The organism is Hymenobacter sp. HD11105 (assembly GCF_054051685.1).
Genome location: NZ_JBSWBR010000002.1, coordinates 430,859 through 445,560, shown reverse-complemented (window position 1 = coordinate 445,560; position 14,702 = coordinate 430,859). Strand labels below are relative to the sequence as shown.

Below are 14,702 nucleotides of genomic sequence, written 5' to 3'. Positions count from 1 at the left end.
GTATCGTTGAATGAATGGCTGGGGGCTTTTTTTCTTAGCCTGCTACTATCCGCAACGAAACACGAACTACCAGTTCGTGCTACACTCAATCAAGCTAAGACTTGGCGTTATATCATAACTCTGCATGAGGTTCCCCTCCCTTCTACTTACCTACACGTTTATCCTATTGCTGCTTAGTGGCTTGAGCAATTGTAGCCGCACGCCACGCTATCAAGCCCCGACGGTATCGACGCCTTCTACCTGGAAAAATGGTGCGCCTGTCGCGGCCACGCCCGCGCCGCCGGCTCCCCCGCCCATTGCCCTCGACCAGAAACCAGCCCTTCCCGCTTGGTGGACCATTTTTAATGACCCCGAGCTGACTAAGCTGGAGGAGCAAACCCTGGGGGGTAATTTCAGCCTCAAGGCCGCCGTAGCCCGCGTCGATGAGGCCCGCGCGGCCATTCGCCTAGCTACTTCCGCCCGTCTGCCTGAAGTTTCTCTCGAACCCCAAGCCTACATTACCCAACTCTCGGGGCTGCGGCCCATCCCCTTCGCGGTGGGGGGCGAAAATGGGGCAACTACCCCTCAGGCTATTGTCCAGACCCAATATTATGTACCCCTCACTGTTAGCTACGAAGTCGACGTGTGGGGCCGGTTGCGTCGGGGTGTGCAAGCCGCCAAAGCCGAAACAGAGGCTAGTGAAGCCGAGCTGCGAGCTGTCCAGCTGAGCCTGACCGCCGACGCGGCTACCTATTATTTTGGGCTGCGCGGCCTTGATGCCGAGCTAGCAGTGCTGGATAGCACGCTGCTAGCTCGGCGCCAAAGCCTGGAGTTAACCAATGCCCGCTTCACGGCCGGCGTCGATAACGAAATAGCCGTGCGCCGGGCCGAGACGGAGCTAGCCACCGTGGAAGCTAACTTGTTTGATGCTCAGCGTCAGCGCAAAGGACTGGAAGCTGCCTTGGCCGCCGTTACGGGCCAAACAGCTAGCGCCTTCACCCTTGCGCCTCGGCCCAGCGCTCCTATTGCCCCCCAGGTACCGGTTTCCGTCCCGGCGGCCCTGCTCACCCGCCGCCCCGATCTGCTGCAAGCCGAGCGCCTGCTGGCCGCCACCGATGCCCGCGTGGATGCCGCACGCCTTGCGCGCCTTCCCACCGTGCTTCTGAATGGCTTTATCGGCCCCCAGTCGGCCGAGCTGCGCGATTTGCCCAAGATATCCGACAACTACACGTATTACCTCGGCGGGGGTATTTCCATCCCAATTTTCAACGGTGGGCGCCTGCGGGCCAATCAGCAAATTGCCCAGGCCCGCTACGATGCCCAGGCCGCGGAGTACCGCCAAACGGCTATTGTCGCGTTTCAGGAGGTGGAAACTTCGCTGGCTGATGTGCAGCAAACCGCCGTCCAGCTCGCGGCTCAGCAACGCGCCCTCACCGCCGCTCGTCAGGCCGGACGCCTCACGCTGGAGCGCTACCGCCGCGGCCTCGCCGACTATTTCCAAGTCGTTGATGCGGACCGTATTACCCTCAATGCCGCCCGCCAGCGCGTACAGATTCAAGCCAACCAATTGCGCTACACAGTACAGCTTGTGCGGGCTTTGGGTGGCAGTTGGGAATAAAGCGATACTTATGGGGGTCTTTTCTTTAACTTCTGCCTCATTCCGCTGCTACTCTGCCCTAATCTCCCTTCACCATGCGCCTTCTCTACTCTTATCTTCGCCAATACCGGGGCCTACTAGCCCTGGCTTTGGCTCTAGCAGCTGTCAACCAGATATTCTCCCTCCTCGACCCCTGGATTTTTCGCAAAATCATTGACCAGTATGTGGTGCAGCCTGGCGGGGAGTTGCACGATATCAACGCTAGTACCTTTATTCGCGGCGCCGGCCTGCTCATTCTGGCGGCCATGGGCGTAGCGATGGTATCGCGCATCGCTAAAAATTTCCAGGATTACTACGTCAACGTCATCACCCAGCGCCTGGGCGCCCAGCTCTATTCCGATGGCCTGCGGCACTCCCTAGAGTTGCCCTACCAAGTGTTCGAGGATCAGCGCTCCGGCGAGACACTAGGCAAGCTCCAGAAGGTGCGCTCCGACGTGGAGAAGCTGATTCAAAGCTTTGTTAACGTGCTCTTTACCTCGCTAGTGGGCATTATTTTCGTGGTCGTCTATGCAATTTCGGTGTACTGGGTTATTGCGCCCGTTTACTTTCTGACCATTCCGCTGCTGGGCTTTTTAAGCTCAGTGCTAAGCAAGAAAATCAAGGTATTGCAGAAGACCATCGTAGCCGAAACCACGGCCCTGGCCGGGGCTACCACCGAGAGTCTGCGCAATATTGAGTTGGTCAAGAGCCTGGGGCTGGGCCAGCAAGAAACCCTTCGCCTCAATGCCACTACCGAGAAGATTCTGAAGCTGGAACTGAAAAAGGTGCGCTATATCCGCTCCCTGTCCTTCATTCAAGGCACCTTCGTGAATTTGCTGCGCAATGGCATTCTGCTGCTCATGCTGTTTCTGGTGGTGAACGGGCGTATCAGCGTTGGCGAATTCTTCTCCTTATTTATCTACTCTTTCTTCATCTTCGGGCCCTTGCAGGAGTTGGGCAACATCATCAACATTTACCGCGAAACCGAAGCCTCATTGGCTAACTATCAGCAGATTCTCGACACGCCGAAAGAAGTTAAACCTACAAACCCCCAGCGCATTGAGCAGATTCAAACGCTACGTTTCGTTGACGTCCGCTTTCAGCACTTATCGGCCAATAATGCGGCCCTCGATGGGATTTCCTTCAATACCAAACTCGGCGAAACCATTGCTTTCGTTGGGCCCTCAGGCTCTGGCAAAACGACTCTGGTAAAACTGCTTGTAGGCTTGTACCCGCCCGCCAGCGGACAGATTCTTTATAATGACTTACCCGGCTCCGACCTCGACTTGGACCAGTTACGCGAGCAAATCGGCTTCGTAACTCAGGACACGCAACTCTTTGCCGGCACCATCCGCGAAAACCTGCTCTTCGTAGCGCCCCAGGCCACCGACGAAGAGTGTCTGCGCGCCCTGCACCAAGCCGCCGCCGACTCCCTATTGGCCCGCGCTCCGCAAGGCTTGGATACCATTATTGGGGAAGGCGGCGTGAAAGTATCGGGGGGCGAAAAGCAACGCCTCAGTATTGCCCGAGCACTATTGCGCCGCCCAACGCTGCTGGTTTTTGATGAAGCTACCTCTTCGCTAGATTCGCTTACGGAGGAGGAAATCAGCCAGACGGTGCGGGAGCTTTCGGGCTCACGCCAGCACATTACCATCCTCATTGCCCACCGGCTAAGCACCGTGCTTCACGCCGACCGCATCTATGTGCTAGAGCGGGGCCGCATCGCCGAGCAGGGCCGCCACGCCGAGCTGCTGGCCTCCAAAGGTTTGTACTATGCCATGTGGCGCCAGCAAATTGGGGAGCGTACGGCCGTTACGGAGCTGACAGAGGCCGTCAGGTAAGAGCAGACCTCATTAGTATAAAGGCGGTCATGCAGAGCGCAGCGAAGCATCTCGCTCGCGGTCGTTGCTTTCCCGTTCTGTCATCCTGACGAAGGAAGGACCTTCTCACACCTGCCCGGTTTATTGTTCAGCTGTGGGAAGGTCCTTCCTTCGTCAGGATGACAGACGCCTTTTGGCGACACCTTATAGGTAATGACAATTGCAATACCAGCACGCGAGATGTATCGGCTCCGCCTCTGCATGACCGCCTGTCTATTTGAAGCCGCCACCATAATTCCCGCCCTAGAGTCACCCAGCATAACGGCTGACTATTTACTCGTACAAAGGTTTAATCACAGAATTATTCAATCACCAAATTTCACTTTTTCCGTAAAATTCAAACGAAAATACCACCGATTAACGTTGTGCTTTTAAACCGCTGACAAGCTGACTGCCTTGGCCTTCCGGCCGGAAATTTGCCGGTCTACAGCGTTTACTTCACATAACCTTGACTATGAAAACCAACCGCATCTTCCGCCGTTTTGCAGGCCTGTTGCTTGCTGGGGGGCTTTTTTTAACTAATCTCGACGCCACGGCCCAAACCAGCACCGGTGCCCGTCGCGACGTGCTGCGCGAAATCACCGATGTAGTCGGTTTGAAGCCTCGCTTTGAATTGCGCTCGACCACTGAAGTACAAAATGCCGCTGCTGTTGTCTATAACGGCCAGCGCTACTTACTATACAATCCGCAGTTTGTGGGCGCTGTGAATCAGGCCGGTCGCACCGACTGGGCGGGCATCAGCATTCTGGCTCACGAAATGGGTCACCACCTCAATGGCCACACCCTGCGCGCCGGCGGCAGCAACCCCACCGACGAGCTGGAAGCTGATGAGTTTTCGGGCTTCGTGCTGCGCAAAATGGGTGCTAGCCTAGCTCAAGCCCAGGCTGCAATGGCCGTCATTGCCGATGATCAGGCTTCAGCTACGCACCCCGGCCGTCCTACCCGCCTGAAGGCAATTGGCGAGGGATGGCAGCGAGCCAATAACCAGATTGTGGCCAGTGCCAACACTACCGCGCCTTCTGCCGCGCCGGCAGTACTCACCCAGCGTACGCCTCCTGCAACTCCCGTTCATACGGCTAGCAATACGGTGAGTGTTATCGGTAAGATCACCTTCCGCAATAATCCAGACGAGCAATATTACCTCACTGACCGCCTCAGCGTGGTGCGTTTAGGACGTAACAATCGATCGGCCGAGGTGGTGGGCAAACTTACTCGTTCAGGCAGCCGTGCTTTCCCCTACGTGCTCACCGATGGGCAGCAGCGCCGCCTGTATGTGAGTGCTAACGGTGGCGTATTTGACCCCGATGGCGAGCAGGTAGGCCGCCTTTCCGACCCTTCTTAAGGATTGGTTGAGTTTTTGACTAAAGCTAATTCTCCGGCCGGGGAATTAGCTTTTTTTTATATCCTAACTCGCCGCCGTCTTCCTACCTTAGGGGTTCCGATCTATCCACACCTATGCCCATTTCGTACCCTTTTTTACTTGTTGATGCGTTTACCCAAACAGCGCTGAGCGGTAACCCGTGCGCCGTAGTGTTTGATGCTGATGAACTACCCGCCGAAGTCATGCAGAAGGTGGCCCGAGAGTTCAACCAGTCTGAAACGGTATTTGTGCGCCGCTCAGCCACGGCTGATTTCGCGCTACGCTATTTCACCCCCGCCGAAGAGCTTCCGCTGGCTGGCCACCCCACCATCGCCGCCGTCACGGCCCTGATCTATGCGGGCCGGTTGCCCCTAGCGGGTATCCATACCACCTTGCAGTTGGAGTTGCAGGAAGGGCCTATTCAAATTGATGTATTAGCGCCTGGGGGGCAAAAGCCGACGCACGTAGTCATGACGCAGCGTCGCCCAATATTCGGGGCCGTGCATGATCCGGCCGTGGTGCTGCCCTTTTTCGGCCTCACACCCGATGACCTTTACCCCGGCGCGCTCATTCAAACCGTGAGTACGGGTACACCCCAGCTAATGGTGCTGCTACGCGACCACGAAGCACTGCGCCGCGCCACTCCGCCCGAGCCTGTCGCCTTCCGCGAGTATCGTGCGGGCAGCGACTTTTTCAGTCCACACTTATTCTGCCTGGGTGGCGCTACTCCGGCCGGGCACACCTTTGCCCGCCATTTCGGAGTACCTCCCGATACCCTGGAAGATCCGGTAACTGGTTCGGCCACCGGCGGCATGGCGGCTTATTTATGGCATTACCGCTACCTCGACTCCCTCAATTTTGTAGCCGAGCAGGGCCACTGGATGGGTCGGCCCGGTACGGTGCAAGTGAGCGTGCGCGGTTCGCACGAATCAATACAGATGGTGCAGATTGGCGGCACCGCCGTAGTAGTTGCCGTTGGCACTATGCGGATTTAAGGCACAATTGAGCGGCGCGAAACGCGGTAGGAATACGTATTTGCATCTCCTCATCAAATGATTGGGACTGCACCAATTAAACAACGGCCACTACCATCAGCAATAATTGAGACACGAAGTACCGCGTCTTAACGGCGTTCAAATTGCGAGTTGTTAGGCTGAACTTCGGCGCAAAAATTTGGTTAAGAAATGGGACTCTCAAGCCCGCTACTAAATGCCCTCAGAGGGCATTTTTTATTCTTACTCAACAACCCGCTCCTCCTCGTGCCCGAACTTCCCGAAGTAGAAACCTACCGCCGGTTTCTCGATGATATCATTCTCCATCAACCCATTACTGCCTTTGAAGTCCGCGACGCGCACGTGCTCGGTACCGACGAAGACACATTGCGCCAGCGCGTAGTTGGCCGGCAGGTAGCTGCCACCCGCCGCATTGGTAAGAACTGCTTTCTGGAGCTGAACGACGGCGCCGTGCTGGCCCTGCACTTTGGCATGACTGGCGATGTAGGCGCCTATCGCGACGACCACGATGCTCCCCGCTTTACCCGCGTGGCCCTGCACCTCGCCGACGGCCTGCGCGTAGCCTTCATCGACCCGCGCAAGTTCGGTCGGATTCGCCTCGCTGAAAGCGTGGAAGCGTATCAAAAAGCGAAAAAGCTTGGCCCCGACGCACTCGATGTCAGCGCTGACTACCTAAGGCAGGCGCTGGGGGGCAAAAAGACTATTCTTAAGCCTTTGTTGCTTGATCAGCGCATCACGGCGGGCCTGGGCAACTGGATTGTCGATGAGGTACTATTCCAAGCCAAACTGCATCCGGAACGAATAGCTAATACGCTGACTGACAATGAGTATAAAGCGTTGAGTGCGGCCATTCAACTGGTGCTTCAAACCGCTATTCAGCACGAAGCTACCTACCGTCATTTTCCGGCCTCCTTCCTTATTCACGCCCGCGAGTGGGACGACTCCGCTACGCCCGGCTCGGAACAGCACAAGTACTGTCCGCGCCATCCTAAAGTATTAATCGACAAGAGTTACGTAGGCGGACGCGCAACTTATGTGTGTCCGCGCTGCCAGGTTGCTTAGTTTAGAGAAAGCCCCCCAGAAGGTTTCTGAGGGGCTTTTTTTAAATACCAGATCAGGATTCACATGCTTGGTAAGTTGTGCTGATTGAAAATAGCTCAGCTTTTATTCAAAACAGATGTTACTTGTATCTTCCTAGCTGCTCCATCCTATGTATCGGAGGTAGCCGATGGCGAAGGTGGACAGCGCCTATACTTTATTCTACCTATGATCAACAAACTATTCCCTACCCTGCTGTTGGCCACATTGGCTTTCACCAACTCCATGGCCCAGTCGGCTTCGAAAGCTTCGCTCGGCTACTCAGCGGTTGGTAAAAAAGCTTTGGTGTATACTACGGCAGCTAACACCCAACTGCGTTTGGCAGCAGGCGAAACATTGGCTTTTAAGCCCGAGGCACAACCCCTGGAAACCCAGGTTTGTGTTTTTGTTGATCCTACTAAAACGTTTCAGACCATGCTCGGCATCGGTGGAGCGCTGACCGATGCAGCCGCCGAAACTTTCGCTAAGCTGCCGAAGGCCACGCAGCAGGAGTTTTTGCAAGCGTATTATAGCCCGACCAACGGCATTGGCTATACCCTGGCCCGAACAACAATTCACAGCTCCGATTTCTCGACTGGCCCTTACACTTATATAGCCGATAAAGATGAAAGCCTGAAAACTTTCAGCGTAAAGCACGACGAGCAATTCCGCATTCCATTTATCAAGCAGGCGCAAGCGGCTGCGGGGGGCAAATTGACGATGTACGTGAGTCCTTGGAGCCCGCCGGGCTGGATGAAGGACAACAACTCGATGCTGCAAGGCGGCAAGCTGCTGCCTCAGTACCGGCAGAATTGGGCTGATTACTACGTGAAGTTCATTAAGGAATACGAGCGCCAAGGTATTCCTATTTGGGGCCTGAGCGTGCAGAATGAGCCCATGGCTAAACAGCGGTGGGAGTCGTGCATTTTTACGGCCGCGGAGGAGCGCGACTTTATTCGCGATTATCTCGGTCCAACACTGAAAAAAGGTGGCCTCGGCGACCGGAAGCTCATTGCTTGGGATCATAACCGCGACCAGGTGTATCAGCGGGCCAGCACCATCCTCGATGACCCCAAAGCCGCCCAATACGTGTGGGGCATTGGCTACCATTGGTACGAAACCTGGACCGGCAGCAAGATGCAGTTTGATAATCTCCGCCGGGTGCACGAAACCTATCCTAACACCAACCTAATCTTCACGGAAGGTTGCGTAGAGAAATTCAACTACGATAAAGTAGATGACTGGGCTCTGGGCGAGCGGTACGGGCACTCGATGATCAACGACTTCAACAGCGGCACCGTGGGCTGGACCGATTGGAATGTGCTGCTGGACGAAACCGGCGGCCCCAATCACGTGCAAAACTTTTGCTACGCGCCCATTATCGGTGATACCCGCAGTGGTAAGCTATTGTATACCAATAGCTACTACTATATCGGGCACTTTTCGAAGTTTATCCGTCCCGGAGCTAAGCGTATTACTACCTCTTCCAATCGGGACTTCTTGAGCGCCACTGCCTTCTTAAATACGGACGGCAAAGTGGCGGTAGTGGTGATGAACGACAGCAATAACAAGCAGGACTTCCAGCTGTGGTTACGCGATCAAGCCACCGCCGTGGTGAGCCAGCCGCACTCCATCATGACGTTTGTGATTAACTAAGCTCTTCGCTTTCTACCGTCCTGGCTCTTATGAAAACACTAATGTTGGTTGCGCTTCTAGCTGTGCAAGGCTCGCCGTTCGCGCTGGCCCAAACAAAAAAGCCCCCCACAAATGCCACGGCTAACAGAGTGCAAACTGCTTCGGGCGTGCTGGAAGGCAGTACTGCGGCCAGTGGTGTGCGGGAGTTCAAGGGAGTGCCATTTGCAGCTCCGCCCGTTGGTGAGCTGCGCTGGAAGGCTCCGCAGCCGGTGAAGAACTGGGCGGGTGTGCGGGAGGCTAAGCAATTTGGCCCCCAGGCTATGCAGCTGCCCATCTACAGCGATATGATTTTTCGCTCTAAGGGCGTAAGTGAGGACTGCTTATATCTCAACATTTGGACGCCGGCCAAGTCGGGGCGGGAGAAGCTGCCAGTGCTGGTGTATTTCTACGGGGGCGGCTTTATTGCAGGCGACGGCTCGGAGCCGCGCTACGACGGCGAAAGCATGGCGCGCCACGGAATCGTAGCCGTGACGGTGAACTACCGACTCGGCATTTTCGGCTTTCTGGCTCACCCTGAACTCACCCAAGAATCACCCAACAAGGCGTCGGGCAACTATGGTTTTCTGGACCAAAGCGCCGCCCTGCGCTGGGTACAGCAGAACATCGCGGCCTTTGGCGGCGACCCGAAGCAGGTAACGATTGCTGGCGAGTCGGCGGGCTCCATGTCGGTAAGTGCGCAGATGGCGTCGCCTTTGTCGAAGGCGTTGTTTGCCCGCGCTATTGGCGAAAGCGGCTCAATGCTGAACACTACCTTCGGACCTATCCCACTAGCGGAAGGGGAGAAAAATGGGGCTGCTTTTGCTGCCAGCATTGGCGCTTCATCGTTGGCGGCTTTGCGGGCGCTACCGGCTCAGCAGCTACTCGAAGCGGCGAGCAAGCCTGGCGTGCCACGCTTCGCGCCCACACTTGATGGCTACTTTTTCACTCAGATGCCCACGGCCACATTCGCGGCCGGTCAGCAGGCGCGGGTGCCGCTGCTAGTGGGCTGGAATTCGCAGGAAATGAGTCATCCATTCTTGCTTGGTCAGGAGCCACCCACGCCCGACAATTTTCGCAAAGCTGTGCAAAAGCTATATCCTGAACGCGCTGAGGAGGTACTGAAGTTATACCCCGCTAACACGCCCCAGGAAGCAGAGCAAGCAGCCACCGACCTAGCCGGAGACCGGTTTATTGCCTATAGTACCTGGAAGCTGGCCGATATGCAGGCCCAAACCAGTGGGCAGCCCGTGTATCGTTACCTCTATGCTCGCCCCCGCCCCGCTATGAACCCAACCGCTGGCAATGTCCCCGCTGCGCGCGGGGCAGCGCACTCAGCAGAGATTGAATATGCTTTGGGAAATTTGCCTACCAACAAGGTATACGCCTGGACACCCGATGACTATAAAGTGTCGGAGATGATGCAGAACTACTTCGCCAATTTCATCAAAACCGGCAACCCAAATAACCCTGGGCTTCCTACCTGGCCCGCCACAAAAGCCGGTGGAAACAGCCAAGTGATGCGCATAGACGTAAAAACGGGCGCAGAGCCAGATCAGCACCGCGCCCGATATCTTCTTCTCGATCAGTTATTTAGTAAATAACTACTTGCCTGAATTTCGGCTTAGATTCACATATAGTAGAACCGCCGCTGGTAAAACGGTTAACCTTAGCCAAAGAAGAGGTATTAGTCAGTTCACTCCTACGCAGCTATTCACCTAGAAACCCTACGGCACTTCAGAAGGATCTGCGTTCTTAACCAGCTCGTTGTTTTCCTTTTCGGCCTTTTGCGTGAGCGTAGTTAGCCAGGAACGCGTGATGGGCGTCTCGCTTTCGTAGCCGTGGCGGCGCTCATCGCCCATTTCTCCGTTTTCGCCCGGCAAGGCCCGGTTTACCAAGCTCAGCAGGTCGGTGGTGGTGCCGGGAATGAGGCCGTGCAAACCGGCTAGCAGCTTAGCGGGCGTGCCTACAATCACCTCAGCGTCACCGCGGCGGCAGGCGTCCCAAATTCGGCGGGCGGCGGCTTCAGCACCCAATGTCAGTACCGGCAGGGAGTCGGCCACGGCGAAGGTGGAGTACTCTTCTTTGTGCTTGCCTTTGATGATTGCGTGGCGGGCGCTGCCCGTACGCAGCAAGTTGGGGCAAATGGTAGTAACCAGAATGCCATGCTGCTTAAGCTCAATACGGAAGCTTTCGGAGAGACCAACCAGCGCAAACTTGCTGGCGCAATAAGGCGCCAGGTGCGGAATCGGCACTTTGCCCCCCACGGAAGCAATATTCACAATACGGCCCTCGCCGCGGCGGCGCATGGCCGGCAATACCGCCTGCATGGCGTGCAACGGCGCCCAGAAGTGCGTATCCATCGAATCTTGGTACTCGCGCAACTCCATATGGTCGAGGGGGCCAGCGGTGATAATGCCTGCGTTGTTGATGAGCACATCAATGAAGCCTAGCTGCTGCTGCACCTCGGCAATGAGGGAGCGCACGGCTTCGGGGTCGGTGAGGTCGCGCTGCAGGGCCACTACTTCAGTGCCACCAGCAGCCAGCTCCTGCCGTGCGCGCTCCAGTTCCTCGGCGTCGCGAGCGCAGATAGCTACTTTGGCGCCTTCGGCTACGGCTTGACGAGCCAGCACTAGGCCTAGCCCGCGCGAGCCACCAGTAATAAGGACTACGCGGCCTGCCAGATCATAGGAGCCGCGACGGTTCGACCACAAGGCAGCGGCGGCCACCAAGGCACCTGCGCCCGCCAGTGCCAACCAGTTAGTTTGGGATTTTTGCTTCATGCTTCTAGTAAGCGAAACCAAGGGCAAAGGTTACACCGGCTGGGGGGCAAAATTTTGCAAAGCTCGGGCATGAATGCACGACAATCTGCGTTACAAGCCCATTAATTCTTTCTGGCATCATATTTACGTGCTGGAAAGCGTGTTCCGGCTTTCTTTTTCTGCCGCATCTTTGCATCGGGCGCCAAGTACAGCCCTCGTTTTTCTCCTTTGATATGAAGACTTCCCTTCTTGCCACTTTTCTTCTGCTTTTGCTAGCACCAAGCTTTGCGCAGGCTCAAACCGCAGCTAAACCCAAAGCTCCCACTACTGCAGCCACCAAACCCAAACCAGCCGCCACGCCTGCTGCCGCAGCCCCCACTCCTGCCCTCGATGAGGCCAAGATAGAAGCTCGCGCGAAAGCCCTAACCGACAACATGCGACAAGCGCTGGCTTTGAATCCGGCCCAATTGGAGAAGGTAAACAAGATAAATGTGACCAGCGTGCGCAACGTGGAAACGGCCCGTCTGCGCTACCGCACCGATTTGCGCAAGCTTAATGGAGTAGTAGAAGACATAGGTCAATCGCGCTTAGCAGCGCTGAAAGATGTCTTGTCGCCGGATCAGTTTGCCCGCTACCAGCGCAAGCGCGAAGAGAAAATGGGCGTACCAAACACTAGCGCCGCCCAGGGCAATCCGGTACCTGGCCTGCCCAGCAGCCAAGACTAAAGTCACAGATATAAAAAAGCCCCCCAGAAATATTTCTGGGGGGCTTTTTTATATCTATAGCTGTTATTAGGCAGGTTCCTAGCCATTTAGCTGAACGTATCCACCCCCAGCTTTATAATAATAGCGCACACGACCACCAGAAACAGCACTCGCACGAAGCCCGTGCCGCGCTTGAGCGCCATGCTCGTGCCGAGCACCGAGCCAAGCATATTACAAACGGCCATGGGCAGGGCCACGCGGTAGAGAATCTGGTCGGTGAAGGCAAAGTAGGCGACGCCCGCCAAGTTGGTAGCCGCATTGATTAGCTTGGCCGAAGCCGAAGCCGACAGAAAGTCGTAGCCAAACAGCCCCACGAAGGCAAACAGCAAAAAGCTGCCCGTACCCGGTCCAAAGAAGCCATCGTAAAACCCGAGGCCAAGCCCAACGAGCAAGCCGTAGAGCAACTCGCGCCGGTCGGAAAGGCGCGGGGCGTGAATAGAGCCAAAGTCTTTGCGCCAAAAGGTATATATCGCAATAACCACCAGCAGACCCAGCACCAACGGCCGCAGCAGCTCTGGGGGAAAGAGCGTGAGCAAGCGAGCACCGGCAAAAGAAGCCAGACCGGCAACCACGGCCGTAGGTCCGAGCGCGGGCCAGCGGATGGGCACCTGTCCCATGTAGCGCCGCAGGGCCAGCGTGGTGCCCGCCAGCGCCGACACTTTGCCCGTTCCGAAAATAGTCGGATCGGGTACGGTACCTTTAAGCAGCAGCAGCATGGCCGGCAACTGAATCAGGCCGCCCCCGCCTACCATCGAATCAATAAAACCAGCCAGAAAGGCAAAAAAACAAAGCAAGGCCAGGGTGATGGTCATTGGGGGGCTTTTTTGAAATCGAGCGGCGAAGGTAATTGGCTAGTGGCAGTTGTAAGCAAAAAACGTTGGGGTCGATGCCAACAACCTCCAAGCCGCTGCCGCGTAACTCAGTCCGACTTATTTACCTATGACTAACTCGCTTACCCAACGCACCAAACTGTTTACCCTGGCTGGTGTGCTATTGGCACTTTTTCTGGGCTCCCTCGACCAAACCATCGTAGCCACGGCTCTACCCCGCATCGTAGGTGACTTGCACGGGCTCGACCGTTTTACTTGGGTAGCAACAGCCTACCTGGTCGCGAGCACGGCTTTAGTGCCCATCTATGGTAAGCTAGCCGACATGTACTCGCGGCGCACAATTGAGGTCACGGCTATTCTGGTGTTTCTCTTTGGCTCGGCTTTGTGCGGCTTGGCTGGGGAGTTTGGTACCTTGCCCCTGCTGGGCGATGGCATGAGTCAGTTGATCATCTTCCGGGCCGTGCAGGGATTCGGCGGGGCCGGTTTGTTTGCTATGGCCTTCATCATCATCGCCGATTTGTTTCCCCCCGCCGAGCGCGGCAAGTACCAAGGCTTTGTGGGTGCCACGTTTGGCGTATCATCGGTGCTCGGGCCCTTTCTGGGGGGCCTTTTAACCGACCACGGCGACGGCCTAGTACCGGGAGTGGAAGGCTGGCGCTTAGTCTTTTACGTTAATCTGCCGCTAGGCGCGCTGGCCCTCTGGTTTATTTTATCCCGAATGCCAGCCCTGCGCCCCCGTGGCGAGCAACAATCCCTCGACTATGTGGCTGCGTTGCTGCTCATGCTGGGTCTGGGGCCGTTGGTAATTGCGTTGCAGATCAACAAAGTACAGTATGGCTGGACCTCCCCCACTACGCTAGGCCTTTTTGCCCTATCCATCACGGCTCTAATTCTATTTGTGGTGCGTTCTAAGCGCGCTTCTAATCCTATTCTGGACTTCTCGCTTTTCGATAACAAAGTCTTTCGCACCGTCAACTTGGCGCTTTTCCTCTTGGGGGGCGCTTTTTTGAGCATCATCATTTTTGAGCCCTTGTTCTTGGTGAATGTGCTGGGCACCACCGCTACCCAAGCCGGTGTCAGCCTTATTCCGCTCTCGTTGGGTGTAGTTACGGGGTCGATGCTGGCCGGACAGATGGTATCGCGCTTTGGCCACTACAAGCGTTGGATGCTGGGCGGCGGCGTGGTGCTCATGACGGGCTTAAGTCTGCTGGCTTCTATGCCGGATAACGTAACGTATTACCAGGTGCTGTTTTACGTGGTGCTATGCGGCCTCGGACTAGGGCCTAGCATGCCGCTGTACACACTGGCCGTGCAAAATGCCATCGAGCCGCGCCTGTTGGGTCAGGCCACATCGGCCAGTCAGTTTTTTCGTCAAATAGGGGGCGCTATTGCGGCGGCCGGGCTGGGTGCCGTGCTGGCGTCTAGTTTGGCTCAGTCGCTGCCAGCCGCGGCAAGAGCCGCAGACTCTCCCAGCGAAATAATCGTGTCGGAAGGCCCCGCCCTACCTACTGGGTTGGCTCGGTTATCTGGGCTTCCTAAGGATGTGGTACGAGCAGCTTTCACCCACGCCATTTCACGTATTTATCTATGCACGTTGCTGTTGGTGATTGCCGGCTGGATTACTACCTGGTTTATTCCAGAGCTGCCCCTGCGAAAAACAAACGCCGTGCGTGAGCCCGCAATAGCCGAATAAAACATTGGCGCGCATACAATACAGAACAAGGCCCCGC

The 14,702-nt window shown here is 56.2% G+C and carries 11 protein-coding genes; 9 read left to right on the top strand and 2 right to left on the bottom strand.

Annotated elements, in window-relative coordinates:
• The first annotated feature begins 124 nt into the window (after positions 1 to 124).
• The 7 genes from ACW9KT_RS08270 (at position 125) to ACW9KT_RS08240 (ending at position 10,220) form a co-directional block, all read left to right on the top strand.
• Positions 125 to 1,597, top strand: coding sequence for an efflux transporter outer membrane subunit (locus ACW9KT_RS08270; RefSeq protein WP_457079215.1), 1,473 nt, complete (start codon positions 125 to 127; stop codon positions 1,595 to 1,597).
• Positions 1,598 to 1,671: 74 nt separating this feature from the next.
• A complete protein-coding gene (locus tag ACW9KT_RS08265; protein ID WP_457079213.1) occupies positions 1,672 to 3,456 on the top strand; it encodes an ABC transporter ATP-binding protein in 1,785 nt (594 codons plus the stop codon).
• Between the two features lie 493 nt (positions 3,457 to 3,949).
• Positions 3,950 to 4,837 (top strand): membrane-binding protein, encoded by an 888-nt coding sequence (locus ACW9KT_RS08260; protein WP_457079211.1) that lies wholly within the window; start codon positions 3,950 to 3,952, stop codon positions 4,835 to 4,837.
• 113 nt (positions 4,838 to 4,950) lie between these two features.
• Positions 4,951 to 5,850, top strand: coding sequence for a PhzF family phenazine biosynthesis protein (locus ACW9KT_RS08255; protein WP_457079209.1), 900 nt, complete (start codon positions 4,951 to 4,953; stop codon positions 5,848 to 5,850).
• Between the two features lie 264 nt (positions 5,851 to 6,114).
• On the top strand, positions 6,115 to 6,930 hold the full coding sequence (gene mutM / locus ACW9KT_RS08250; RefSeq protein ID WP_457079207.1) for a DNA-formamidopyrimidine glycosylase: 816 nt from the start codon (positions 6,115 to 6,117) through the stop codon (positions 6,928 to 6,930).
• A gap of 204 nt (positions 6,931 to 7,134) precedes the next feature.
• Entirely contained in the window at positions 7,135 to 8,601 is a 1,467-nt protein-coding gene (locus tag ACW9KT_RS08245) for a glycoside hydrolase family 30 protein (RefSeq protein ID WP_457079205.1), read from the top strand.
• 29 nt (positions 8,602 to 8,630) lie between these two features.
• A complete protein-coding gene (locus tag ACW9KT_RS08240) occupies positions 8,631 to 10,220 on the top strand; it encodes a carboxylesterase/lipase family protein (RefSeq protein ID WP_457079203.1) in 1,590 nt (529 codons plus the stop codon).
• A 123-nt stretch (positions 10,221 to 10,343) separates the two neighbouring features.
• Here ACW9KT_RS08240 and ACW9KT_RS08235 read toward each other — a convergent pair whose 3' ends face one another.
• Complete coding sequence (locus tag ACW9KT_RS08235) at positions 10,344 to 11,399, bottom strand: SDR family NAD(P)-dependent oxidoreductase (RefSeq protein ID WP_457079201.1); 1,056 nt, start codon at positions 11,397 to 11,399, stop codon at positions 10,344 to 10,346.
• A 212-nt stretch (positions 11,400 to 11,611) separates the two neighbouring features.
• Here ACW9KT_RS08235 and ACW9KT_RS08230 point away from each other — a divergent pair, with 212 nt between their 5' ends.
• Positions 11,612 to 12,103, top strand: a complete 492-nt coding sequence (locus ACW9KT_RS08230; protein ID WP_457079199.1) for a hypothetical protein — start codon at positions 11,612 to 11,614, stop codon at positions 12,101 to 12,103.
• A gap of 86 nt (positions 12,104 to 12,189) precedes the next feature.
• Here the strand turns inward: ACW9KT_RS08230 and ACW9KT_RS08225 are convergent, their stop codons facing one another.
• On the bottom strand, positions 12,190 to 12,954 hold the full coding sequence (locus ACW9KT_RS08225; protein WP_457079197.1) for a sulfite exporter TauE/SafE family protein: 765 nt from the start codon (positions 12,952 to 12,954) through the stop codon (positions 12,190 to 12,192).
• Between the two features lie 127 nt (positions 12,955 to 13,081).
• Here ACW9KT_RS08225 and ACW9KT_RS08220 point away from each other — a divergent pair, with 127 nt between their 5' ends.
• Positions 13,082 to 14,665 (top strand): MDR family MFS transporter, encoded by a 1,584-nt coding sequence (locus ACW9KT_RS08220; protein WP_457079195.1) that lies wholly within the window; start codon positions 13,082 to 13,084, stop codon positions 14,663 to 14,665.
• Positions 14,666 to 14,702: the final 37 nt, after the last annotated feature.

What these genes read in the sequence shown, in the direction of transcription:
- ACW9KT_RS08230 (WP_457079199.1), top strand. Translation starts at nt 11,612, where the DNA reads ATGAAGACTTCCCTTCTTGCCACTTTTCTTCTGCTTTTGCTAGCACCA.
- ACW9KT_RS08225 (WP_457079197.1), bottom strand. Translation starts at nt 12,954, where the DNA reads ATGACCATCACCCTGGCCTTGCTTTGTTTTTTTGCCTTTCTGGCTGGT.
- ACW9KT_RS08240 (WP_457079203.1), top strand. Translation starts at nt 8,631, where the DNA reads ATGAAAACACTAATGTTGGTTGCGCTTCTAGCTGTGCAAGGCTCGCCG.
- ACW9KT_RS08220 (WP_457079195.1), top strand. Translation starts at nt 13,082, where the DNA reads ATGACTAACTCGCTTACCCAACGCACCAAACTGTTTACCCTGGCTGGT.
- ACW9KT_RS08235 (WP_457079201.1), bottom strand. Translation starts at nt 11,399, where the DNA reads ATGAAGCAAAAATCCCAAACTAACTGGTTGGCACTGGCGGGCGCAGGT.
- ACW9KT_RS08265 (WP_457079213.1), top strand. Translation starts at nt 1,672, where the DNA reads ATGCGCCTTCTCTACTCTTATCTTCGCCAATACCGGGGCCTACTAGCC.
- ACW9KT_RS08260 (WP_457079211.1), top strand. Translation starts at nt 3,950, where the DNA reads ATGAAAACCAACCGCATCTTCCGCCGTTTTGCAGGCCTGTTGCTTGCT.
- ACW9KT_RS08255 (WP_457079209.1), top strand. Translation starts at nt 4,951, where the DNA reads ATGCCCATTTCGTACCCTTTTTTACTTGTTGATGCGTTTACCCAAACA.
- ACW9KT_RS08270 (WP_457079215.1), top strand. Translation starts at nt 125, where the DNA reads ATGAGGTTCCCCTCCCTTCTACTTACCTACACGTTTATCCTATTGCTG.
- ACW9KT_RS08245 (WP_457079205.1), top strand. Translation starts at nt 7,135, where the DNA reads ATGATCAACAAACTATTCCCTACCCTGCTGTTGGCCACATTGGCTTTC.